General features: G+C 44.6%; 15 protein-coding genes. 4 read left to right on the top strand and 11 right to left on the bottom strand.

What is annotated here, in order from left to right; all coding sequences use genetic code 11:
* Positions 1-101 precede the first annotated feature (101 nt).
* A complete protein-coding gene (atpC, locus tag V7K84_RS18625; protein WP_292715968.1) occupies positions 102-515 on the bottom strand; it encodes an ATP synthase F1 subunit epsilon in 414 nt (137 codons plus the stop codon).
* A gap of 109 nt (positions 516-624) precedes the next feature.
* Positions 625-2,073, bottom strand: a complete 1,449-nt coding sequence (atpD, locus tag V7K84_RS18630) for a F0F1 ATP synthase subunit beta (protein WP_094348862.1) — start codon at positions 2,071-2,073, stop codon at positions 625-627.
* A gap of 413 nt (positions 2,074-2,486) precedes the next feature.
* On the opposite strand from atpD, the gene V7K84_RS18635 reads away from it, so the two are divergent.
* Entirely contained in the window at positions 2,487-3,311 is an 825-nt protein-coding gene (locus tag V7K84_RS18635) for a SirB1 family protein (RefSeq protein WP_334840151.1), read from the top strand.
* Between the two features lie 114 nt (positions 3,312-3,425).
* Here V7K84_RS18635 and V7K84_RS18640 read toward each other — a convergent pair whose 3' ends face one another.
* Positions 3,426-3,875, bottom strand: a complete 450-nt coding sequence (locus V7K84_RS18640; RefSeq protein WP_334840153.1) for an SRPBCC family protein — start codon at positions 3,873-3,875, stop codon at positions 3,426-3,428.
* 285 nt (positions 3,876-4,160) lie between these two features.
* Here V7K84_RS18640 and V7K84_RS18645 point away from each other — a divergent pair, with 285 nt between their 5' ends.
* Positions 4,161-5,837 carry a mechanosensitive ion channel gene (locus tag V7K84_RS18645; protein WP_334840155.1) on the top strand — a complete coding sequence of 559 codons (1,677 nt, stop codon included), beginning with the start codon at positions 4,161-4,163 and terminating at the stop codon, positions 5,835-5,837.
* 181 nt (positions 5,838-6,018) lie between these two features.
* Here V7K84_RS18645 and V7K84_RS18650 read toward each other — a convergent pair whose 3' ends face one another.
* On the bottom strand, positions 6,019-6,342 hold the full coding sequence (locus V7K84_RS18650) for a hypothetical protein (RefSeq protein WP_334840157.1): 324 nt from the start codon (positions 6,340-6,342) through the stop codon (positions 6,019-6,021).
* A 55-nt stretch (positions 6,343-6,397) separates the two neighbouring features.
* Between V7K84_RS18650 and V7K84_RS18655 the strand changes: the two genes are divergently transcribed.
* Positions 6,398-6,985 (top strand): hypothetical protein, encoded by a 588-nt coding sequence (locus V7K84_RS18655; RefSeq protein ID WP_334840159.1) that lies wholly within the window; start codon positions 6,398-6,400, stop codon positions 6,983-6,985.
* Positions 6,986-7,316: 331 nt separating this feature from the next.
* Positions 7,317-8,348 carry an HNH endonuclease gene (locus tag V7K84_RS18660; RefSeq protein WP_334840161.1) on the top strand — a complete coding sequence of 344 codons (1,032 nt, stop codon included), beginning with the start codon at positions 7,317-7,319 and terminating at the stop codon, positions 8,346-8,348.
* Between the two features lie 331 nt (positions 8,349-8,679).
* Here V7K84_RS18660 and V7K84_RS18665 read toward each other — a convergent pair whose 3' ends face one another.
* The 7 genes from V7K84_RS18665 to V7K84_RS18695 form a co-directional block, all read right to left on the bottom strand.
* Entirely contained in the window at positions 8,680-9,981 is a 1,302-nt protein-coding gene (locus V7K84_RS18665; RefSeq protein ID WP_334840163.1) for a hybrid sensor histidine kinase/response regulator, read from the bottom strand.
* Positions 9,978-12,803 carry a CHASE2 domain-containing protein gene (locus tag V7K84_RS18670; RefSeq protein ID WP_334840165.1) on the bottom strand — a complete coding sequence of 942 codons (2,826 nt, stop codon included), beginning with the start codon at positions 12,801-12,803 and terminating at the stop codon, positions 9,978-9,980. The genes V7K84_RS18665 and V7K84_RS18670 overlap by 4 nt, the downstream gene beginning before the upstream one ends.
* Positions 12,804-12,976: 173 nt before the next feature.
* Positions 12,977-13,963, bottom strand: a complete 987-nt coding sequence (locus V7K84_RS18675; RefSeq protein WP_334840167.1) for a DUF928 domain-containing protein — start codon at positions 13,961-13,963, stop codon at positions 12,977-12,979.
* A 194-nt stretch (positions 13,964-14,157) separates the two neighbouring features.
* A complete protein-coding gene (locus V7K84_RS18680) occupies positions 14,158-16,722 on the bottom strand; it encodes a CHAT domain-containing protein (protein ID WP_334840169.1) in 2,565 nt (854 codons plus the stop codon).
* 87 nt (positions 16,723-16,809) lie between these two features.
* Positions 16,810-19,290, bottom strand: a complete 2,481-nt coding sequence (locus V7K84_RS18685; protein ID WP_334840171.1) for an S-layer family protein — start codon at positions 19,288-19,290, stop codon at positions 16,810-16,812.
* 155 nt (positions 19,291-19,445) lie between these two features.
* Positions 19,446-22,085, bottom strand: coding sequence for an S-layer family protein (locus V7K84_RS18690; RefSeq protein WP_334840173.1), 2,640 nt, complete (start codon positions 22,083-22,085; stop codon positions 19,446-19,448).
* 65 nt (positions 22,086-22,150) lie between these two features.
* Positions 22,151-24,637: an S-layer family protein gene (locus V7K84_RS18695; RefSeq protein WP_334840175.1), complete on the bottom strand. Its 2,487-nt coding sequence runs from the start codon at positions 24,635-24,637 to the stop codon at positions 22,151-22,153.
* Between the last annotated feature and the right edge of the window lie 60 nt (positions 24,638-24,697).

Consider the following 24,697-nt stretch of genomic DNA (forward strand, 5'->3'; position numbering starts at 1 on the left):
CTCAATTTCTTAAACTTGGCGTAATTTTTTTTAAATTAATAAATATTTTATTTTGTAGGTTGGACATTACCCAACCTACAAATTTGAAATAGAAATTGAATTTAGACCGAACCGCCAGCAGCTTGAAACCGAGCGCGGGCCCGTTTGAAGGCTTGGGTTGCCTGAATTTGGGCTTGGCGATCGTCTGCGGAAACTTGACTTAGACGTGCTTCTGCTTGATTGTAAGCAGTACGGGCTTCATCAAGGTTAATTTTGTCGCCACGTTCAGCGCCGTTAACCAGAATTGTCACTTCATTTTCTTCGACTTCGGCAAAGCCACCCAAAAGAGCGATCGCTTCCCAATTCTGATTTTTAGCGCCACGAACTCGCATGACACCAGTATCTAGAGCGGTCAAAAGTGGTGCGTGTCCAGTTAAGATACCTAGTTGACCAGTAGTGCTAGGCAAAACGACTTCTTCAGCTGGAGCATCCCAGACTGTTTTATCTGGGGAAATTACACGAACGGTTAATGTCATTTGTCTTTTGTCCTTTGTCTTTTGTCTTTTACCACTTGTCTTTTGGCATTAGCCATTAGCCATTGAACTAATGACTAATGACCAATGACCAATGACTAATGACTAATGACTAACCTTTGATTTTTTCAGCTTTGGCGATCGCTTCGTTAATATCGCCAACCAAGTAGAAAGCCTGTTCTGGCAAAGCATCCAATTCACCAGACAGAATCTTTTGGAATCCTTTGATGGTGTCTTCCAACTTCACGTACTTACCAGGAGAACCGGTAAATACTTCTGCAACAAAGAACGGTTGAGACAAGAAACGCTCAACTTTCCGGGCCCGCGCGACGATGAGACGGTCTTCTTCAGACAATTCATCTAGACCGAGAATCGCGATAATGTCTTGGAGTTCTTTATAACGTTGCAGAGTTGATTGCACCGCCCGCGCCGTATTGTAGTGTTCGTCACCGACAATGTTGGGCTGGAGCATGGTGGAAGTGGAACCAAGGGGGTCAACTGCGGGATAAATTCCCTTAGCTGCCAAACCACGAGATAGCACTGTTGTACCGTCTAAGTGGGCGAAGGTGGTAGCAGGTGCGGGGTCGGTGAGGTCATCCGCTGGTACGTACACTGCTTGAATGGAGGTAATGGAACCTTCTGTAGTCGAGGTAATCCGCTCTTGCAGTTCACCTACGTCGGTTCCCAATGTGGGCTGATATCCTACCGCTGAAGGCATCCGACCTAGTAGCGCTGATACTTCTGAACCTGCTTGCACAAACCGGAAGATGTTGTCAATAAACAACAGCACGTCCTGCTTGTTCACATCGCGGAAGTATTCTGCTACTGTCAATCCCGAAAGACCAACCCGCATTCTGGCTCCGGGTGGCTCGTTCATTTGACCGTAGACTAGAGCAATTTTTGATTCGTTGAGGTTGTCTTTGTTGATCACCCCAGATTCAATCATTTCGTTGTAGAGGTCATTACCTTCACGGGTGCGTTCACCCACACCAGCAAAAACGGATACTCCACCGTGCTGAGTAGCGATGTTGTTGATCAACTCCATCATGATCACGGTTTTACCAACACCAGCACCGCCGAACAGACCAATCTTACCGCCGCGTCGATAGGGAGTCAGAAGGTCAACAACTTTAATCCCAGTCTCAAACACCGAAGGTTTGGTTTCCAGGTCGGTGAATTTGGGAGCAGAGCGGTGAATGGGTAGAGTTGCCTCAGCATTTACTGGGCCTCTGTTGTCCACAGGTTCGCCAAGGACGTTGAAAATCCGGCCCAAAGTGGCTTTACCAACTGGTACGCTGATGGGAGCGCCTGTATCGGTGACTTCAAAACCGCGGACTAAGCCTTCGGTAGAACTCATCGCCACAGTCCGCACCTGGTTGTCGCCCAGAAGTTGCTGTACTTCAATGGTGATGTTGATTTCCTGTCCAGCTTCGTTGGTGCCTTTGATTTTCAAGGCGTTGTAGATTTGTGGCAATTTCCCGCCGGGAAATTTAACGTCTACAACTGGGCCAATGATTTGGGTAATGTAACCAATGTTTGTTTTTTCTGCGGTTGTTACCATGCTGCGCCTAATGAGTGAAGCTAGATTTCAGATAAGGTCGTAGAAGACATAAAATTAAACAATGTCACCTTTCAGATTAGCACTGAACGCCCCTACTCTACGCCATAAATTGATCCTTAAGACTAGGGCTTGGGGATCAAGATCAGGCTAACCTAAAATCAGTAGTTGGAGTATTTTTTTATTTGGAAGTCCCTTAGCTGAAGATTGCTGTTGTTATTTGCTCTGTGACAACGCTTTTCAAGTAATTTAACTACACTACTTGCCACTCCCGTCTGAGTTGTAGTTTAAATACCTGAGAATTGCTGTATAAACTTAGATACTTAGATACCAAAAAGCGCTTTTAGCCCAGCCGTGATGCCTGCGGTTTTTGCTAATCTACGCTTCATCCTCACACTTTTACCGAACAACAGCTTATGAATTTCTCGTCAGCACGACAATATTTTTACCAGGAGATTCAGCAGTCTGACGAGCATATTGACTTAGCAAAGGCAGCTTTGTATATTGCACAAGAAGAATATCCCAATCTAGACTTAGAAGAATACCTCAATGCCCTTGAGACAATGGCGTGGGAGCTTCAAGAACGCCTGCCTGATTCACGATATCCTTTGCGGATAGTTCAAAGTATTAATCAGTATCTCTACGAAGATTTAAAATTTTCTGGTAATAAAATTGACTATTACGACCCGCGCAACAGCTTTTTAAATGATGTAATCGATCGCCGATTGGGGATTCCCATTACCTTAGCGCTGGTTTACCTGGAGGTTGCGCGAAGAATTGATTTTCCGATGGTGGGTGTGGGGATGCCAGGACATTTCTTGATTCGCCCAGATATTCCCGATATAGAAATTTTTGTGGATGCCTTCAATGGGGGTGAAATAATATTTGCCCAAGATTGCGAAGAACGCCTGTCTCAACTTTATCAGCAACCTGTAACGCTACAACCAGAATTTTTAGCTGTAGTCAGTAATCGGCAATTTTTGGTACGGATGCTGACAAATTTAAAATTTATTTACCTTAAACAGCAAGAATTAGAAAAAGCGCTGGCAGCAGTTGAACGAATTTTGTTGCTGTTTCCTGGTTTAACTTTAGAATTGCGCGATCGCGGCTTGATTTACTATCAACTCGGTTATTACCCCCAAGCCGTAGACGACTTACAAAATTATTTAGCAAAAGTTCCCGATGCCGAGGATGCCTCTGTGATTCGGCGGCTACTTACCGAATTGGGTAAAGAGAGGTAGGGGAGCAGGGGAGCAGGGAAAAAGTTGCAGTAAGTTTTTCCCCTCTGCCCCTCTGCCCCTCTGCCCCTCTGCCTCTCTGCCTCTTCTGCCCAATTACGAATTACGAATTACGAATTACGCATTATTTTCTTCTTCTGCGACTCGTTTGAGGCGACGCAGTTGGGCTTGCATATCTTCTTTCGTCCACGACGCAGCAAAGGTGTTGAAGCCCCAATTAACTAAGGGGTTAGGGATATCGTACTCAAAGCGGTTGAGTAGCAGCGTCCCCTTTTCTGTGGGTTGACATTCCCAGCGATCGCGTCCTTGAAAAAATCCCTGAAATTCCCAAACTACCAAACCCGGTTGTCGTTCTACAACTACGCTATTCAAGGTGGGTTTTATGAGAGGAATTTGAATAATAAAACGACTTTTACTGCCGACATCAGTACTCCAAGCTTCGCCCACAGGTTCGCAACGGAGAACGGGGTTGAGCCAACGGTGCATGAGAGCTAAATCGCTAAGACAGCGTTCCACCACCGTAGCTGTAGCATTAATTTGAATCGATTGTTCCAAAACTTGGGACATTCCACATCTTTGGTGCTGTTGCTGCAATTAGAGTAACGCAAAATTCAGTGGAGTGGGAGAAAGGGAGCGGGGGAGCAGGGGAGCAGGGGAGCAGGGGAGAAGTTGCAGTAAGTTTTTCCCTCTGCCCCTCCGCTTCTTATGCCCCTCCGCCCCTCTGCTTCTTATGCTCAATGCCCGTATATTAAATCAAATATGAGTAAATATGTATGTTTTTACTGGTAAATTGATAGGCAAAACACTGACTCAGTGTTTGCGGCGAATACTTAAGCATAATTCCCGAAAACCATGAACACGACTTGGCAAGAAATAACCCAGGTGATGTCTACGACGGGCTACGCCTATGGAGTTGGTTTATCCACAAGGATGCAGCAATTTTTGGCACAATCATCGCCCAGCCTGCAACCAATACAACCAGCAGTGAATCAAGGAATCGCTGATGTGCAAGGTATTGTTCAACAGTTGATTCTGTTTACGCCTCGTCTTTTAGGGGCAGTGGCAATTTTGTGTGTAGGTTTGCTAATTGCCTTCGGTGTAGCGGCACTGACGCGAGGAATCCTCAAGCGCACAAACATAGATAACCGCATTGCCGCAGGGGTAACGGGTCGTCAAGATGTTCCCCAAGTGGAGAAATTTATCTCCAGCTTAGTCTTTTGGAGCATTATTCTGTTGACGGCAGTAGCTGTTTTACAGACATTAGATTTGGAGGTAGCCTCTCGACCCCTGAATAGTTTTCTCAATCAACTTATTGGCTTTTTGCCAAAGGTAGTTGGTGCGGGAATCCTTTTGGGAGCAGCCTGGTTTTTGGCGACCATTGTAAAGATTATCACTGTGCGCTCATTACAGGCATTTAACCTGGATGAGCGTTTGAATCCAGAACCAGAAGACAGAGCGCCCAGCCTGAATCAGCTGTCTCTGAGTGAGACAATTGGCAATGCTCTGTATTGGTTTATATTTTTACTGTTTCTGGCCCCAGTTTTAGATACTCTCGAACTCAGGCAGGCTCTACAACCAGTACAAGCTTTAATTACAGAAGTTCTGCTAATTCTGCCGAACATTTTAGCGGCGATCTTGATTGCTGTAGTTGGCTGGTTCATCGCTAATGTAGTACGGCGGATTGTGACGAACTTGCTGGCGACAACTGGTCTTGACCATTTAGGTAGTCGCTTGGGATTATCTTCATCTGCGGGGGTGCAACCTCTATCGAATATTATCGGGACAATTGTTTATGTTTTGATTTTGATTCCTGTAGCGATCGCAGCGCTTAATGCCTTGCGAATTGATGCGATATCAATACCTGCGATCGCCATGCTGCAACAGGTTCTCAACGCCCTACCTGCCATCTTTACAGCCGCAGCAATTTTGATTGTTGCCTATTTCATTGGGCGGTTTATCGCGGATTTGGTTACAAGTATCCTCACCAATTTAGGGTTTAATAACATTTTCACTATTTTGGGTCTGACAACACCCAGCAGACGAATCGTCATTTCCACAGAACCAACAACCCCACCGATTCCAACCCGCACTCCATCGGAAATTGTCGGCATTGTTGCCTTAGTGGGTATTATGCTGTTTGCCACAGTGGCAGCGGTGAATATCTTGAATATTCCAGCCCTGACAGCATTAGTGTCTGGGATTGTGATTATATTCGGGCGGATTTTGGCAGGATTGGTGATCTTTGCCATTGGCTTATTCCTGGCAAATCTGGCTTTTAACATCATTACCAGTTCCGGCGATCGCCAAGCCCAGATTTTGGGACAAGTGGCACGGATTGCAATTATTGCCTTAGTCTCTGCAATGGCACTGCAACAGATCGGAGTTGCCAGTGATATTGTAAATTTAGCCTTTGGACTTTTACTCGGTGCGATCGCAGTTGCTATTGCCCTAGCTTTTGGTCTTGGAGGGCGCGATATTGCACGAGAGCAAGTTCAAGAATGGCTAAACTCTTTCAAAGGTAGAAACTAAAAGTTGATGAAGGCGCAATTTTATCTGTAAATCTGGAAAAGTGCAGCCGTAAGCATCAATAGTGCAAAAAATCTATCGGCAATTTTGCTTAAAAAGTTGAAAGTTAGAGCTTAGAAACTCGGAGTTTGAGTAGAGAACTGGGAATGTCATGTTCTGAAGCTCAAGTTCCGAGTTTGGAAGCTCAATTTAATCGTATTTTCCGAGTCACCATTTTTAGCTGCGTAACTGAGAAATCCCTTAGTCTTAAGGAAAGCTGGGGATAAACCAAGGAGGCGATCGCAGGAACAATAGATTCTCCCAAATTCCCGAAAGCTGTGCTGATGCGGGTTATTGAAGTGATGAGTGCCATATTGGTGGAAAATCTTGGTTCAAGATTTGATTTAACAGCTTTTGTGTTAGAAAAATCACTATTATGGGAAAACTTAAAATAAGACCCTGTGTTGAAGACATTTGGTTGTAATTCGTTAGCCAAATGATTACACAACAAGAGTGGCAACCTGTGCATGAGTTTAAAAAATAGTTTTATGTTCTAAACAAAAATTATTATAAAATTAACATTTATGGATTTACTTATCAAAAGTATTAAACGTTTTTGGATAATTAATTGTTTCGGGATATTTGTTTTATCGGCTTGTACACCTGCATCATCCCAAGAAAAAGTTTTAACATCCAAAGAAGGAAATTTTAGTATTGTAATGCCAGGGACTATTTTAGAAGAAAATAGTACTCCAATAAAAGGTATTAATAGCCAGAATTGGACAACTCTTAAGAATCAATCTATATATTCAGTGACCCATTCAACTTTTTCCAAACCAATAGCCTCGCAAAGAATCCCAAAAGTTTTACAACTTCTAGTTAAAACTGCTAATGAAACAAGTTTTATTCAGGGTAAACAAGTATCTCAGTCTTCCATTAATCAAAGTGGATATAACTGTCAAGACTTTACTTTAATGGGCAAACCCGGTACTTCCTTGCAAGAAGTAATTAAGAAAAAAGGATTAAATATCGAGAATAAAATATTATATCAGAGAAGTCTGCTTTGTATGAAGAATAATTCTGCTGTTGAAGCTGTAATAATAACCCCATCATCTGAAGAGCTAAAAACGAATGGGGCCTCTTTTATTAAATCGCTAAACCTCAAACCATGAAACTGTTTTTTAGTAATTGGTATGACCATTACTGTTAGTATATTTGCAACATTATGGCTTGGAACACATAGACTTTGCCAAGGGAATATATTTATTGCTGCGATCGCTTACGTTGGTTCTGCAATGGCGTAAGACTACCTGATACCAACGTCTGCTGTCCAATGTAACAACTGATTTTGTAGGATAGAAAAGTTTTTGAAAGCAACATACACAAACAATATAAAGTGATTACTATCTCTTTAAAAATTTTGGAAGTAAATTCGTCATGAATGCTGAGGTGCTTCTTAGTTTGAGAAAGAGAAACTGGAGCAAACACTCCACGGCATAAAACATGGATTTTATCAACGAAGCACAAAAGTTGGCAGATACAGTTAGAGATAAAGCTCAAGAAGCAGCCAACAATGTAGTAAACGGGATGAATGAGGTAGTTGATGGAATGAAGAACGCTACTAGCGAGATGACTACTTCAAGTGTTCATGCAATTAATGATTTACAAAGTTTGTCAACCATAGCAGCACAGTCAGGTTTTCAAACTGTTCAAAATGTTAGTCAAACATTTCAACAAACTGCTGTTGGAGTTGCCGCATCTAGTATGGTTATGGCTGATGCTTTGCAAAATTTACCAAAGACAGCTGCCGAATTAGCCCAAGAGATGCCCAAGATTGCAAATAGGCTGAGATATCGTGCTGGCGTTCGGGTGGGAGACTTACCTCGCTCTGATGCAGATGTCATGAAGCTTTTTGAGAAAATTCCTGGCACATCAAAACTTGGAGGTAAAGAATATACAATTCGTCAATTTCTTAGAGATAAGCATGGTAGCCACATCAATCCACGTTCCCAAGGTGGATCGAATGCTGCTGATAATATCCTTTGGGAAGTAGGTGTTGATAATCTTCGCCGAGGTGCCAAAGTTATGACCGTTGGCGAACAGTTTTATATTCGGGTTTATAATGCAGTAGATTCTATTGTCAGCAATTCTGGGACGATCGCGAAACTTGGGATTACTGCAACGGGAACAGCTATTCTCACTCAGGTTGTAGTCACGGCGATTTCCTACTCTTTGGATCTTTATCGAGGTGACATCACTGTTGAAGAGTATAAAAATCTAATTTTTGAAGCAGCAAAGGCAGCAGGTATTGCGACACCAATTGTTTTTTTGGTCTTGGTGGCTGTGTTAGCTTTATTTCCAGAATTTACAGTTATTTTGTCAGCACCAGTGGTTGTTGCAGGCTTCAATGCTTTATTTGGTATTAGTATTGCTACACCTATCATTCAATCGCTAGTTCGTCATGTCGAAGCTGGAGGTTTTGGCATAGAAACTGCTGATGCTTACAAAACTGCGTTTGATGGTTCTGCGCCCTGAAATAAGTTATTCCAAATTGAAATTGCATAATTGTGGGTATCTCACCCGCCCGTAGCCAAATCCCGGATTTATCACGCATAGTGTAGGCTTCAGGGGAAGAGGAGTGTGGGGAGTGTGGGGAGTGTGGGGGGTAAGACTTCTTCCCCATCCTCCCACACCTCCCACACCTCCCACGATTATTTGGTAATACGGATCAGTTAAGGGCTACTGGCAAAAATTTTGGGTTTTTTAGACGCGATAAATCGCCGTCTCTACAAGTGTTTTGGGCTTATATGGACTGTATTGGGTTATGTTGAGTTGCGGAATTCTAATAAAAATTATGTATATTCAGTTACATTGGCAGAGTAATAATAAATTTTGTCCCCTCACCAGGTATTGACAAGCATTTGACTTGTCCGTTGTGTTTGTCAACAATAATTTGGTAGCTGATCGCTAATCCCAGCCCGGTTCCCTTGCCCACAGCCTTGGTTGTGAAAGATTGCTCAAAAATTCGAGATTGCACCTCAGTAAGCATACCGGGGCCATTATCTTGGATGCAAATTGTGACGGTTTGTTGTTGGGGATTAACCGATGTGGTAATAGTGATGATGTTCGGGTAAGCAGCAATATCTCGATCGCAATTGTTTTGATGGAGTTCATCAAATGCATCAATGGCATTGGCGATGATATTCATGAACACCTGGTTCAGTTGTCCGGGATAGCAACTGATTGGAGGTAACTCACCGTATTGTGTGACAACCTGGATTTTAGTGCGATCGCCATTACCTTTGAGTCGATGTTTCAACAGCATTAAGGTGCTATCGATTCCTTCGTGAACCTGAAACTCCACCTGAGATGAAATATCTGCGCGAGTAAAAGTTCTCAAAGAGAGACTGATATCTTTCAGACGGGTAATTCCTTGGTGCATTGATGCCATTAGTTTTGGCAAATCCTCCGTCAGATACTCCAAGTCAATTTCTTCAACAAGCTCTTGAATTTCCGAGTCTGACTGCGTTAGCTTCTCCTGTTGCAGGCTCACTAGGCGAAGTAGATTATTTACATGTTCCTCAATATAAGATAAATTTCCGCCAACGAAACCAACGGGATTATTAATCTCATGACCAATACCTGCAACCAACTGCCCTAATGTGGACATTTTCTCACTCTGGATCATTTGTAGTTGGGTTTGCTGTAACTCCTGTAGAGATTGAGTTAATTCTGCGGTGCGTTCTTGCACGCGTTCTTCTAATGTGCGAGTGAGATGGGAGATTTTCAGGTGTAACTTTAAACGGGCAATGACTTCTTCCTGTTGGAAGGGTTTGGTAATGTAGTCAACTGCACCTATTTCCAATCCCGCCACCTTGTCTGTAGAATCGGATAGGGCAGTCATGAAAATCACCGGAATATTGTGGGTGATAGGATTGGTTTTCAGCCTGCGACAAGTTTCAAATCCATCAATACCTGCCATCATTACATCCAAAAGAATCAGATCGGGATGAGCATAAGCTGTTTGTTCGATCGCTGACTCTCCATCTGTTGCCATGAGGGCTTTCCAGCCACACTTCTGAATCGCTTCAGATAGCACCTTGAGATTGTTTGGATTGTCATCCACTAACAAAATATGTATGGGTTTCAAGATAGGAACAGCGATCATGGATGTAACTCCGTTGTGACAAATGATTTGAGTAACTTACGGATTTTTCCGGTTTGGAAATTGGCAGTGAGTTTGCTTAACTCTGCTGCGAAGGGAGCTAGTTGACTGTTTTCTTCAATTAGTTCTCTTAACATTCCCTCAATCGCCGAGATATCTCCCATCATTGCCAGATGATAGAGTTGTTGCAAAACATCTTGGGATGGTAGAACCCATTCACTACCAGTAATCTGCTCACCTTTGGGAGGCGAAGATTCGGCATACATCCATTCCACTCTCAAGAGCGATCGCAGTCTATTGAGTAGTTCGTCAATCTGGAGAGGTTTGGGTAGGAATGCTGTTGCCCCTGCCTCTAAACTCCGCTGACGGTTTTCCTCAAAAACGCTGGCACTAGAGACGATAATCGGAATAGAACAAGTTTGGGGATTCGCTTGCAGGTGAACCATTAGCTCAAAACCATCCATATTGGGCATGCCTAAATCGAGTAGAATCACATCTGGATTGTGTTCAATTGCTACTTGTAGCCCATGTTTGCCATCGGTTGCTTCCAAGGTTCGACAGCCAATTTCTTGCAGCAGACTGGTTAACATAGAACAGTGGTTGCGATCGTCATCGACAATCAGAATCTGAGGCGCACTACCCTGAATCCCGGTAATTTTCTGGGGAGTTGAGGTGTAATCCGTTGTAGACATCGCTCCTCCACGCCAGTCGCGTAGCCCGTCGTAGACATCGAGTGGTACTGATACTGTCAAATCCAGCCAAAACAGACTTCCTTCACCCAGGTGACTCTGCACCTGAATTTGGCTCCCCATCAATGCCGCAATTCTTTGGCTAATCGCCAATCCCAAGCCAGTACCTTCAGATCGTTGTCCGGCTTCACCCGCTTGCTCAAAGGGCAAAAAGATTTTCTCAAGTTGGTCTGGTGACATCCCAATACCCGTATCTTCAATTTGAAAACGAATCTTTTGATGTGTCATTTGTCCATTGTCATTGGTCGTTTGTTTAGACTCTTGACTAATGACTTCCACTTTGAAGGTTACGCTACCGCTATCTGTAAATTTGATTGCGTTGCCCAGCAAGTTAATTAACACTTGCCGCAGCCGTTTTTCATCAACTTCAACGGCAAGTGGTAGGCGATCGCTAATTAAGATATTAAATCTAATCCCTTTCTGTTCAGCCCGGATACCACAAATCTCAGTCACACCATGTAAGAAACTGGGCAGATGCACGCTAGTGACAACCAAATCCAATTTCCTTGCTTCTATCTTCGAGAGATCGAGAATGTCATTGATTAGCATCAAAAGATGCGAACCGCATTGGTAGATAATGCTGACTCCTTCTAGGTTTTTAGCTGTCATGTTTGGCGATCCTTCTAGTACCTGGGCAAAACCAAGGATGCCATTGAGAGGTGTACGTAGTTCGTGGCTCATGTTGGCGAGAAACTCACTCTTGGCCTGATTGGCAGCATCGGCAGCTTGCTTTGCCTCCACTAATTCATGAGTTCGTTCTTCGACTTTTGTCTCTAGGGTTTTGGAATAATCCAATAGTTGACTGTTGGCAATTTCTAGTTGGCGATTTGTTTCTTCTAACTTCCGCTGTTTATAGGCATTAGTTGTTGCAATCACACTACCGATGAACGCCGCTAAAGTGGGTGTTACCGGAATTAAAACACCATGCAAAAACATTCCATAGCCACCCCATATACAGGCTCCACTGATGCCTACAGTTGCCCAAAGAATTTTGCCGCCGGGAATCCGCAGCTTGCAACTAGATAACAACCAACTGCCTGTAGAACCAATGACAGACGACAAAACAATCCAGACTGATAAATAAATGCCAGAAACACCGTGCAGATTGGTATTTCCTGTTTTTGCTCCTCGTACTAGTTGATGAGCAATATTGGCATGAACAACCACACCTGGAGTCGGTTTTTGAGCAGAGATCCAGGAAGAGAAGGGTGTACTGAAGAAATCATTGGTACTGGAGGCGATTGACCCAATAAATACCATGCGATCGCGCATCAAATCTGCCGGAATTTTCCCTGCTAACACATCGCGCATCGCAACTGTCCGAAATGCGGCTTCTGAACCATGCCAATTGAGCAGAATTTGATAACCTCCTAAATCGGCATCGGTATAACCTGCTTCTTGATTTTGTAGTGGTAAGTAAATTTCCTTACCCAACCGAAACTTTTGTTTTTGGGGGTCAATGCTTTCTAAGCTAATTTTTTCAGTTTCGAGGTACTTTAGAGCTACAAGGGTTGCTAGTCCGGCTTTAATGGTGTTTTTCTCTTTGGCATCTTCAGCTGTCAAGAGGGCACGACGTACAAAGCGATCGCCATCCAAGACTAAATCTGCTAATCCTACCCGATCCTGTTTTTTCAATTCTGGTGGGGGATTGACGCGTTCGCCAGTAATTTTCTCAACTCCGATTAAATTGGGAGTGTTGCGAAAGACTTGAACAAGTTGCTCGTGTCCGCTTCCTTCCGGTAAATCTCGATAGAGATCCAAGCCAATGGCTCTCGGCTGCTGCGCCCGGATTTTTTCTAGTAATCGTGCCAGCGCCCAGTCTGGAACTGGCCATTTACGCACCGATTGGATATCGCGCTCATCGATTGTAACAATCACAATCTCATCTGCGTAGGCGTAGCCCGCCATAGACATCGCCTGTGAAGATCGCTGACGAACCCATTCGTCGCGAATTTTCCATTCCGGTAAATTGAAAAGTCCCAACGATTGCCCAACTATAACCGTCAAGGCAACGCTGGGAGTAATAATTAAAACGCTGCGAGTCTGTTGGATAAAAGCCTGGAATCTGCGCCACATATTGGTGCCATACAATGGGGGTTGGGATTGGGGAAGGTGGGGCCTTGGGGATAAGAGGTAATCAGGACTGGGTGGAAGTAAGAAGAGGCGAACAAAGGGGACAAGGAGGAATTATTGAACAAGTTTCTCCTTTGTCTACCTTGTCTTTTCCCATACCCATGCCCAAATTGGTATTAGTTAGTAGATGCTAATAAATTCGCTGTTACAATCTCCTTCAAACTGACTGAGGATAGAAGTTCTTCCCATTGTTTGCGGAGAGTCGCATTGTTAGGTTGAGTGGTGTATACCGATGCAAGTGTTGCCACACAGTCATACCAAACACCGTTTTTACCCAAAATAGTAGCCCGCTTCAGAGCATCTTGCTCTTGGATTGCTGTTGCCAACTCAGCGCTGGGCTGGATACGCTGAATCCAACCATCGACGTAGGGCGTACTCGGACTGAGTTGACCATCTACTTTCAGTGCTAGGAACCATTGATAGTTTTTACCAACGGCTAAAGCGGGTGCATTAGCTGGTAATTCGATCGCGATTACCCCAGTTTTTCCTGCAACCGAAATGTTCATCTGATGTTGCATATTGCCAGCTTGATCTTTGAGGCTGAACACTGCTTCTTCGGCATTGGAAGCTGGGAGATACACCAAGATTGTGGGACGTTCAGACACTGTTGTGCCATAGAAGTTTTGCGGCAAGAGGGCGATTAGCGCTGCTGGTTGCGTTGTATTTGTAATCGATGGATTCAAGTAGTAAGTACCAACGCGAGAAGCACCCGCACTTGCTTGTTGGGGAGCGCCTTTGCCAGGGGCAGGTGTAAAAAGGTTGCCGCGAGAAGCTCCTCCAGTTGCCTGTCTGGGCGTACCTTTCCCAGCAGTAGGTGTAAAGAGGTTGCCGCGAGAAGCTCCTCCAGTTGCTTGTCTGGGCGCACCTTTCCCAGCAGTAGGTGTAAAGAGGTTGCCGCGAGAAGCTCCTCCAGTTGCTTGTCTGGGCGCACCTTTCCCGGCAGTAGGTGTAAAGAGGTTGCCGCGAGAAGCTCCTCCAGTTGCTTGTCTAGGAGAGCTACTGTTGGGGGGTGGGGTAAATGTAACAGCAAAGGCAGTAGTCCATGTAGTGCTAGCGATCAGAGCGATGACGCTCAATGTACTAGCTAAATATCGACGTTTCATGATGTTTTTCCTTATGTCATTGCAATGTGATACAAACAAAATACGTTTCTTTCGGCTATGGTCAGAAGTTCAAAGAAGAAGTCTAAGTAACAGTAAAGTCAGGGAACTTCTATTAGCAGTATAGGCGAACTTTAATCCAAGCTATGTAAAAAATAGCTTAAACTATGAGCAGAAGACTCCGTTGTATTACTTAGCTAAATCCAGTTGCCGATCAAAACAAAGCCAGACCAAAAGAACGGTTCGTGGAAATCAGTTTGGCGAATTAGGCTAATTTGTGCTTGTCTTAATGCTTCGGCTTTAGTGATTTTGGGTTGTCGCAGTTGCTCATAGAAGCGAGTCATTAGCATCGCGGCTGCCCGATCTTTGACGGGCCATAGGGTGGCGATAGTTGAGCGTGCGCCAGATTTGACAGCCAAGCCTGCTAGTCCCAGGACGGCGCGATCGTCTCCTGCTGCTGTATCACAGGCACTTAGTACCAGCAACTCGATGGCTTTCGATGGATCGCTACCCCGATTTTTCAGGAGTTCAGATAACTCTTTAACATTGACTTGTCCATCCCAAGTGAGCAAGAAGGTATCTTCTAGGCGGGAACTAAACTGTCCGTGGGTTGCTAGGTGGACAATACCTGCACTACTGGATTTCACCTGTTCAGCGAGGGCTTGACTGGTAAATTTCTGGTTTAGCAACACAGAGGACGATACTGACTTGGAGATTTGTTTCACTTCTGATTCCACGGCGGGCAAAGCACTAAAACCAGCGCGAGATTGGCTAATGCCACCGACGATCGCATTCATCTGGTTTTGATGAAGCGATCGCGTCGCCATTAGTTGCAATCCTGGTGAGAGTGCCACAGCATACTTCTCGATTAGATATTGCTTACCGTCAAAAAGACCTGCTATGGGAATGTTCCGCAATCGACCATCCAAAACAAACACCAATGTCTTGGTATCAATCAATGCTTGCTCTGCCTCCTCTGGACGAATCAACCAACTATAAATTTGTTGAGACAATCGATCCCTGTCTTGGGAATCGGAAACAGGGTTAAGAGCAACCAAAAAATTGTCTAGAGTCTGCTCAATTTCAGCTTGAGGTTTGTGAGTGACATAGGAACGGAGTGGTTGCCCTGCTTTGGAGAGAATTACTGTTAAACGATCTGGCAGGATGATCGGATAAATGACGGTTGCAGTGGGATCGACCCGATCGATCTGTTGAGTTTTATCTAAACAGGCTTCCCGAAAAAAGTTATCGAGTTCCGCAATTTGGAGGGACTCAATCAATTCACGAGCTTGGATTAGTTCTGCTTGACTAGGTTGATTCTCTAGAAGTAAATCAACCAGTTCTCGGTAGACAGGCTCCACACTGGTGCGAAAAGAGAACTGGACATCAGGGTTGATAGCTACCAAATCTCCCCGCAGTGCCTTTAAAGCGTTGACTGCTTCTGTATAAGCGGTAATCGCTTTTGAGCGATCGCCTTGTTGTTTATACAACTGTCCCACCTGCCAAGCAGATTGAGCAATGATATCGTTAGCTTGGAGTTGGCGGGCAATGTTGAGGGATTTCTGAGTTAAGTCCTGTGCTTCAGATAACTGCTGTGTACGCTGATAGAGTTTTCCCCACTGATTTAGTGCATGAGCTTCGGCTTGAGTATCCTGAATTTGCTGTGCAGATTTGACTGTGATTGCCATTAGTTGCGCCAAATCTTTCAGCGGTAGAATTTGGTCAGAATTTGACTGGTGGTTGAGAGTGGCAACAAAATTGATCGCTGCGTAGAGTGAGGTGTGACTGGGGGGCAGTTCCCGGAGTTGTTGGAGTAGCTGAGGTGCGAGTGGGTTAACAAACTCCAGTTTGTCGTAATTGAGGAAAAGTTTGAACTGAGCTAAACGCGCTTGTAATTGATCGCTTGGGTTAGTTGTTAAGAGTTGAGCCTGTTCAAAGTAATTTAATGCTGATTCTGGATCTTCCAAGTCAACGGCAGTTTGACCCAAGCTTATAAGGATAGAACTCAAATGGGGTTTCGCTGCAATTTTCTGTGCGATCGCTAAACTTTGCTCTAAAATCTGTTGACTTTTACCAGAGTCGCCAATTATTTGCAAGGCTAAACCAAGCGATCGCAGTCCGCTGACTTTGATTTCATTATCCGGCATCCCTTGGAGTTTTTGAGTCAGTGCCTCTAACTGTTGTTTAGAACGGCGGTAAAATCCTAAAGTTTGTAAAGCTTGTGCCTGGTTGATTTGACTACCCAGGCTTCCCATTGTGTCACCTGCTTGCTCATAAAATTTTTGAGCTTGTTGCCAACTTTCGAGGGCGGTTTCAGCTTTGCCAGTGTGCAATTGCAAATTCGCTTGGGTATTGAGCGCTTGTGCCCAAAGAATTGCATCAGCAGAGGGTTTACCTGTTTGCAAAAGTTTCAGACTTTGCTCAATAGACTGTTGGGCTGCTTGCCATTGATTAAGCTCCTGTTGTGCTAGTGAGAGGTAACTTAAACTTAGAGCTTCGTTCAAGCGATCGCCTTGGGTATGATACTGTTGTGCTGCCGTTTGCCAAATCGTCACTGCTTCTGCAAAGCGTCCTGAATGGTAGAAGTTTCGTCCCTGTTCTAGCCAATTGGTCGGTTGAGAAGTCGATGCTGACACATTTAGGGTAGAAGTTGTTGGTACTGGCAAAGACGCTCTAGTAGGTGTAATGGTTATTGCCAAACATAAGCTCAAAATACTCAGACTGATATATAGCCAACGAAGTTGTTTAATTTGGAAATCCATAAGTAATTGTCACTACATCAGTTCGATAAGGCGTATACTATATTACTTTGAAATTTAATCAACTTGGTTATAAGATTCCTGAGCAAATTAACTCTTGGGAACTGCATCACAAGTTAACTGGGGCTGTATATTTGCGGTAGATTGGATCGCAATTAATTCGACTTTGCCGTTAGCATTGCGCTGCCAAGAAGTGGCTTCAACGAGGACTTTTGGGGATACAGGTATCTGCGTAGTTACCTTATCTGTTTTTCGGTAAGCAGATAAATCTCGCAAATCGTCCCAAGTGCGTAGGCTAGCTACTTGCTGCGTTGGATTTTGCGGTACACCACCCCGTCCTATTGCCACAAAGCGACTGTCTTCACTGCCCGCACAGCCTGTAGCAATTTGCTGAGATGGATCGGTGAGATTTACTGGTAGTTCGACTAAACCGGAATTTGGCTCGATACCGATAGTATTAACTTGAACTGTACCGCTGACGCCAAATTGGGAACTGGCACTAATATCACTATCAGGAGTAAGTTGGTCTCGGAATTTTAGCCCGAATATGCCTTGGGTGGTGATTTCGATGTTGCCCCCATTACCTTGGACTGCGTTGGCAATAATGTCGCTGTTTTCTAATCCAACAATGATGGGTGAATTGATGTTAACATTACCGCCATTACCATTACCGCCTGCGGTGGCAGTGATTTGGCTATTGTCGCGTAGCTGCAATAACTTGCCAACTCCTAAGCTGATGTTACCTCCATCACCAGATGCAGTCTTTGCTTGGATTAAAGCTTGATTGTTTAATTGAATACTATCTGCGGTGAGGTTGATACTACCACCATTGCCACTACCATCATTGGTAACGCTCACAGCCCCGCCATCCTTGAGCGTCAGGTTTGGTGTCGTGATGCTCATAGTACCTGCATTACCTATTGGCGTATCGTAAAATACATTAAATTGCTTCTGTAATGTTGGGTTTAGGCTCAGGACGGACGAGGTGATGCCGCTATTGGGGATGCCGCTATTATTTATTACGTTATTACTGCCAATAATTTGGATGGATTCTGTGGCATTTATCCTGATATCTCCGCCATGACCGGCAGAAAACGAACTTGTGGTAATTGCTCCTCCATCTTGCAGATACAACCTGGCTGTATCCAATGTTATGGTTTTAGCGTTTCCTGTACTGAAAGCAGTTGAGCCAATCCTAGTACCCATAGGTGCTAAGTTGCTTCCCCTGACGGTAGTTTCCATGTTGCGAATGAAAACTTGACCACTGTCACCGCTACCACGGGATATTGAAGACAGCCCTGCACCATCGGACACTAGTAAACTATTGCCATTAACAAAGACATTACCTGCACTTCCAGAACTGAAGGTACTAGTGTTAATCACGCTACCAGTTGAACTGATGGGCGAGAAGCCAGATATCTCCAGCACTGAGGCATCAACCTGAACATCACCACTGGTAGCTGTTCCAAAAGTAATGTTGTTTAATGCTGCTCCCTGCTGAAGGCTGAATCGGGGAGTAATGACGCTGATGTTCCCACTAGTGCCAGTGCTTAAGGTTTCACTGCGAATTCCGCTGAGTGTACCAGTCACATCGATTCCTGCTGATGCTTGCAGATGTATGTTGCCACCAGGAAGATTACCGAGATTTTGTGCCAACACCAGGGAGCTATCGGTAAGTTGAATGTGTTTACCCTGCACCTGCACGGAACCTGCATTTACCCCACTGACATCTAGTAGAGATTTTTGAGCAAGTTGAATGTCACCAAAGCTTTGCCCATTGCTATACCCCAGTGTATAACCCTGAGTGGTTGGCACGAGGCTAACTAACCCTGCGTCGCCCAAACTACCCAATTCAATCCGCCCTTGTTCGGCAGTCAGAGTTGCCCCATACAAATTTAGAGTACCACCGACCAACGCCAGGGTTTTTCCAGGCTGTACCCGCAGTTGTGTGGGACTAGGAGTGCGATTGATAGGAGTCCGACTATTGCTAAGTGTTAAGGTGTGTCCTGTACCTTGAAGTGCCAACGCTTCTGGATTTGTCCCCATCTGCAAACCAATGGGCACATTCATCGTCAACAAAGGCACAGCACCGGAATTAGTAGCGCTAAATTCCACCCCATCGGCAAACTTAATACTATTCGCCGTTGTCCCCACAAACGAACCGCCAATATTCAACGCGGCATTTTTACCAAACACAATCCCCGCAGGATTCATTAAAAACAAACTTACCGAGTTACTATTATTAATAGTGCTAATTAATCCATTAATATCGGAAATATTTCCACCCGTCACCCGACTAAATATAGTTGTAATAGTAGGTGTATTCACTAAATCAAAGGTTGCTGAACCGCCAGCAGGTATTGAGAAATTCCTGAAGCTGTGAAATAAATTATTGCCTTTTTCTATACCATTAATAATTGTGAAGTTATTACCGTCGGGGTTGACAATGGTATTGGTAGTGCCGTCAGATATTACCTGAGCGATCGCCGATCGCATTATCCCTGGAGTTAACAACCCGCTTGTTAATATAATTAGAAAAGCATAGACGCTTCGCGGCTTGTTGTTAGACATACCTCTCATTGGCATTTAAATACTTTACCTTTAACTAATGGTCTTAGAATTCCCAAAATAGTTGTGTTGGTAACGCCCATTGCCTGAAATCAAAATAATTATCAGCGATCGGCATATTATCAGGTGTTCCCGAAATGGTATTTTCGCTAACATCATCAACTTTTACGAACGGCAGCACAGGTTAAAGATGGTTGTACATACGCTGGTTTAACCGCAATCAATTCAATTTTACCGTCAGCATTGCGATGCCAGGTTGTGGCTTCGACGAGAACCTTTGAGGATGCTGGAATCTGGACATTTAGCTCACCCGTTTTGCGGTAAGCAGATAAATCTCGTATATCATCCCAGGTTCGTAGGCGTAGCCCTTCGTAGACATCGCTCGTCACCTGATTAGGATTTTGCGGCACACCACCCCGTCCCGTTGCCACAAAGCGACTGCCTTGACTATCCGCGCAGCCTGTAGCAATTTGCTGGGATGGATCGGTGACATTTGCTGGTAGTTCGACTAAGCCGGAATTTGGATCGATACCAATAGTATTAACTTGAACAGTGCCACTCACTCCAAATTGGGAACTGGCGGTGATGTCGCTTTCTGGGGTGAGTTGGGGACGGAATTTCAGCCCAAAGATGCCTTGGGTGGTGATTTGAATATTTCCACCGCTTCCGAGTACCGCATTGGCAACGATATCGCTATCTTCGTCAGGAAGGGCAATAATAGCTCCAGCAGTAATATCAATGTTACCTCCGGTAGAAGTACCAGTGGCATTAGTTGTAATATTACTGCCACGACGTAACAGCAAAACATCATTTGCTTGGAGATGAATGTTACCTTGACTACCTCCTTTGACTTCCGATCGCAGACTGGCTTTATTGTCGAGGAAAATATTATTGGCTGTAATATTCAAATTACCTGCATCTCCGCCTCCTATATTGCTCACGGTCACTTCCGCACCATTACGTACTTTCAGTGTGTTAGATGTAATATTTATGGTTCCGGCGTTAAAATTAGTTGTTGAAGATGCTGCGATCGTACTGGGCACAATTTCACCGTTAGTTAAAGGTTGAGACATACCCTGGATATCAATGTTTTTAACTTGTAAGTTAATATTCCCCGCATTTGCCTGACCCTGACTGGAAGAGGTGATCTGTCCGCCATTAAAGAGCCGTAGGTTGTCAGCAGTTAAAGCGATATTTCCACCTGAACCTACTGAATTATCACCCGCAGAAACAGTAATGCCACCAGGTAATTTGCTGATAACATCAATTACTGGATCGCTAACTGCTACCTCTTGCGCGTGAATGGTGATATTTCCCGCTTTCCCTTTTCCTGATAAAGTACTGCGGATAGACCCGCCATTAAAGAGATGCAAACGTCCAACATCGATTGAGATATTTCCCGCGTCTCCTTCTGTTTGACCAATTCTCGTACCCACTCCAGACAGTAGTAGAGAGGGTGTGTATCCTGAGATATCAAGGCTCTCAGTTGCTCGGATTGAGATATTTCCAGCCTTGCCCGTGGGAGGAGAGATACCGTTAAAGGGTATCAAAGATGTACTGACGATTCCACCATCTTGCAGCCGCATTCGATTTGTTTCGATGGAAATATTTCCACTCTGATTGTTCTTGCCACCAAAGAGAGTGGTGGTAATCGAGGTGGGGATTGCAAAAAATGGATGAGAACCTACCACCTCTACATCTGAAGCCCGAACAGTTACATCTCCCGATCGAGAATTGTTGCCATTAGAAGAGGACTGAAGCCAAGCTCCATTTGCTAACTTTAAGCGTCCTGTCTCTACTGTTACATCTCCAGCTCGTCCAGTTGCTGGAGGCCCAAAAAAGATACCTAAAGAAGTTCCAATGCCAGGATTAAATTGTTCTGGGAGAGAAACACCCAGCAGGTCAACAAAGTCTGTGGTGTTGACAGTAATTCCCTTACCTTGCCCAGCAAAGGTAGTGGAACTAATATTCGACCCATCCTGCACCGTCAACCCACGTCCACGGATGTTGATTGCACCCCCGTTAATTCCACTTGCATCAACCAATGAAGCTTTTTGTAACGTAATTGTGCCCCAATTTGTCGTAGCCACAGGACTCGTCAGTTGCCATTGAGCTTGATTTTCCATTTGAATCCCAGCATTCTGCAAAGCCCATAGTTCGATATGCCCATCTGGTGCCGTCAGTTTTGCCTTGGTCATGTCGATTTGACTACCAACTAACCCTAGTGTTTGCCCGGTTTTAACTCGCAAGTCTGCCCCTTGAACTTGTATCGCTCCAGCATTTGCCCCAAGTTGCAAACCCACAGGTACACTTATAGTCAGCAAAGGAGTACCCGAAGCATTCACAGCACTAAATTCCGTCCCATCGGCAAAGTTAATACTATTCGCCGCCGTTCCCACAAAGGAGCCGCCAATATTCAAGCGGGCATTTGCTCCAAACACAATCCCCGCAGGATTCATTAAAAACAAACTTACCGGATTATTAGTGTTGAGAGTTTGAATTAACCCATCAATATTGGAAACATTCCCACCTGTAACTCGACTAAATATGGTTGTAATATTTGGCGTGTTAATTAAATCGAATCTCGCTGAACCACCTGTAGGCACGGAGAAATTACTGAAGCTATGAAATAAATTATTACCTTTTTCAATCCCGTTAAGAATAGTAAAATTATTACCACTTGGATTGACAGTGGTGTTAGTTGTGCCATCGGATGTCACCTGAGCGATCGCCCTTAGCATCATCCCTGGAGTGAATAACCCAGTTGTAAATATAAATAGAAAAGCTAAGACTCTCATCACCAAGGACTTCTCTTACTGATTTCAAGTTATAGTTCCCATTCAGGGCATTATTTATAACATGATTAACTTTTAGGAACAGCAGCACAGGTTAATGGTTGTTGCCCCTGAGTAGGAGATTTATCTGCAATTAACTCAATTTTTCCTTGTGCATTACGTCGCCAACCTGTAGCCTGGACAAGAACTGCCTCTTTTGTGGGTATTTGGGCAATCACTTCGCCTGTTTTGCGGTATGCAGTCAGATTGCGGATATCAGACCAAGTGCGTAGGCGTAGCCCGTCGTAGACATCGCTCCTCACTTCCTGTGTGGGATTTTGCGGCACACCACCTCGTCCCGTTGCCACAAAGCGGCTGCCTTCACTATCCGCGCAGCCTGTAGTAATTTGCTGGGATGGATCGGTGACATTTGCTGGTAGTTCGACTAAGCCGGAATTTGGATCGATACCAATAGTATTAACTTGAACCGTGCCACTCACTCCAAATTGGGAACTGGCGGTGATGTCACTATCAGGTGTGAGTTGGTTGCGGAACTTCAGCCCAAAGATGCCTTGGGTAGTGATTTGAATATTGCCCCCCCGGCCTTTAATGGCATTAGCAATAATGTCACTGTTTTCTAAGCCAACGATGATCGGTGCATTAATGTTTATATTACCTCCATCACCATTACCGCCTGCTGTTGCTGCGATCGCGCTCTTGTCACGCAGTAGCAATAAGTTCCCAACTTGTAAGTTGATATTACCTCCATTACCTGATTCTGTTTGTGCCTGAATACTTCCTTGACGGTCTAATCGGATGGTATTGGCTGCGATCTTGAGACTGCCACCATTGCCGCTACCTTGACTAGTGACACCGACTGTCCCGCCATCTGTCAGCGTTAGGCTCGGCGTGTTAATGCTCACATTACCTGCATTTGCCGTGAGTTTATCCGGTAGATGGAATCTCTGCCGGAGTAGTAGAGGTAGTAGAATGCTAGATGAGTTGATACTGCTGTTATTGCTTCGACTGCGACCGCTAATCTCGATGAATTCCGTGGCGTTAATGCTTATATCTCCCCCATTACCGGCAAAAAATGTAGTTGTCCCAATTGCTCCCCCATCCAGAATTTGCAATTTGGCGGTATCTAGGGTCAAAGTTTTGGCGTTTCCGGTCGCAAAAGTGATTGAGCTAATGTTGCTATATACTCCATCGGGGCCTTCTCCCATGACAGTGGTGTGATTGGTGCGAATCGTCACTTTACCACTGGAGCCACTGCCAAATGTACCTGAAATCAGCGATCCACCATTTGACACCAGTAAACTATTGGCATTGACGGAGATATCGCCAGCGTTCCCAGAACCATAGCCAGAAGTAGAAAGGCTACTAACCTTTGGATTGATTGGTGAGAAGCCAGACAGTTCAATCGCTGTTGCATCAACGTGGATATTGCCACTGGGAGCCACTCCAACTGAAATGCTATTCAACCCCCCTCCCTGCTGGAGGGTAAGACGGGGAGTAATTACACTGATGTTCCCACTAGCTGCGATACCCACAACTTCAGTACGCACCCCACTGCGAATTGTGCTATCAGCTGTTGTGCCAATCAAATCAATCGCTTCTGTAGCCTGAAGGCGAATGTCGCCGCCGGGGAGATTGCCTAAATTTCGCGCCAGCACCAGAGAGCCATCGGTGAATTGAATGTGTCGCCCCCGAATTTGAACGGAACCTGCATTCACCCCGCTTATATCTAATAGCGATCGCTGTGTAAGCTGAATATCACCAAACTTTTGCCCATCTTCATATCCCAAAGTATACCCCTGTGCAGTTGGGAGCAAACTAACCAATCCTGAACCACTCACACTGCCTAATTCTACTTGCCCTTGCTTGGCGGTCAGAGTTGCCCCATTCAGATTCAGATTGCCACCCACCAAAGCTAGGGTTTTTCTCGGCTGTACCCGCAATTCTGTCGCACTCGGATTTTGAGTGACAAGAGGCAGGACACCGATATTAGTCAAGCGGTGTCCTGTGCCTTGAACGGTGATGCCGAAGGCGGGCTGCGCCAACGGTGTAGGATTGTTGCCCATTTGCAAACCAATAGGAACATTGATACTTAATAAGGGGTTAGCTTGGGGATTAATAGCGTTAAATTCAGCACCATCACTAAATTTAATGCTCTGGGCAGTTGTCCCAATAAAGGAGCCGCCAATATTAAGTTGGGCATTTGCACCGAAAATTATCCCACTGGGATTAAGCAAAAATAAATTAGCGCTACCATTGGCTTGAATTAAACCATCAATGTTGGAAACACTCCCACCAGTGACGCGACTGAAGATATTCTGCACATCTGCGGCGTTGTTGAAGATTGCTGTTTTACCTGTGGGTATAGAGAAATTACTGAAACTGTGAAATAAATTATTACCTTTTTGTATACCGTTAATAATATTAAAATTATTACCACTTTGGTTGACAACGGTATTGGTAGTACCATCGGATGTCACCTGAGCGATCGCCCTTAGCATCATCCCTGGAGTTAATAACCCACTTGTCAATATAAATACAAAGGGTACGGCTTTCATTATTAAAGACTTCTTTTACTGATTTAAAATTAGAATTCCCTAAATGATATGATTGATAAC

The organism is Nostoc sp. (genome assembly GCF_036917315.1).
GTDB lineage: Bacteria > Cyanobacteriota > Cyanobacteriia > Cyanobacteriales > Nostocaceae > Nostoc.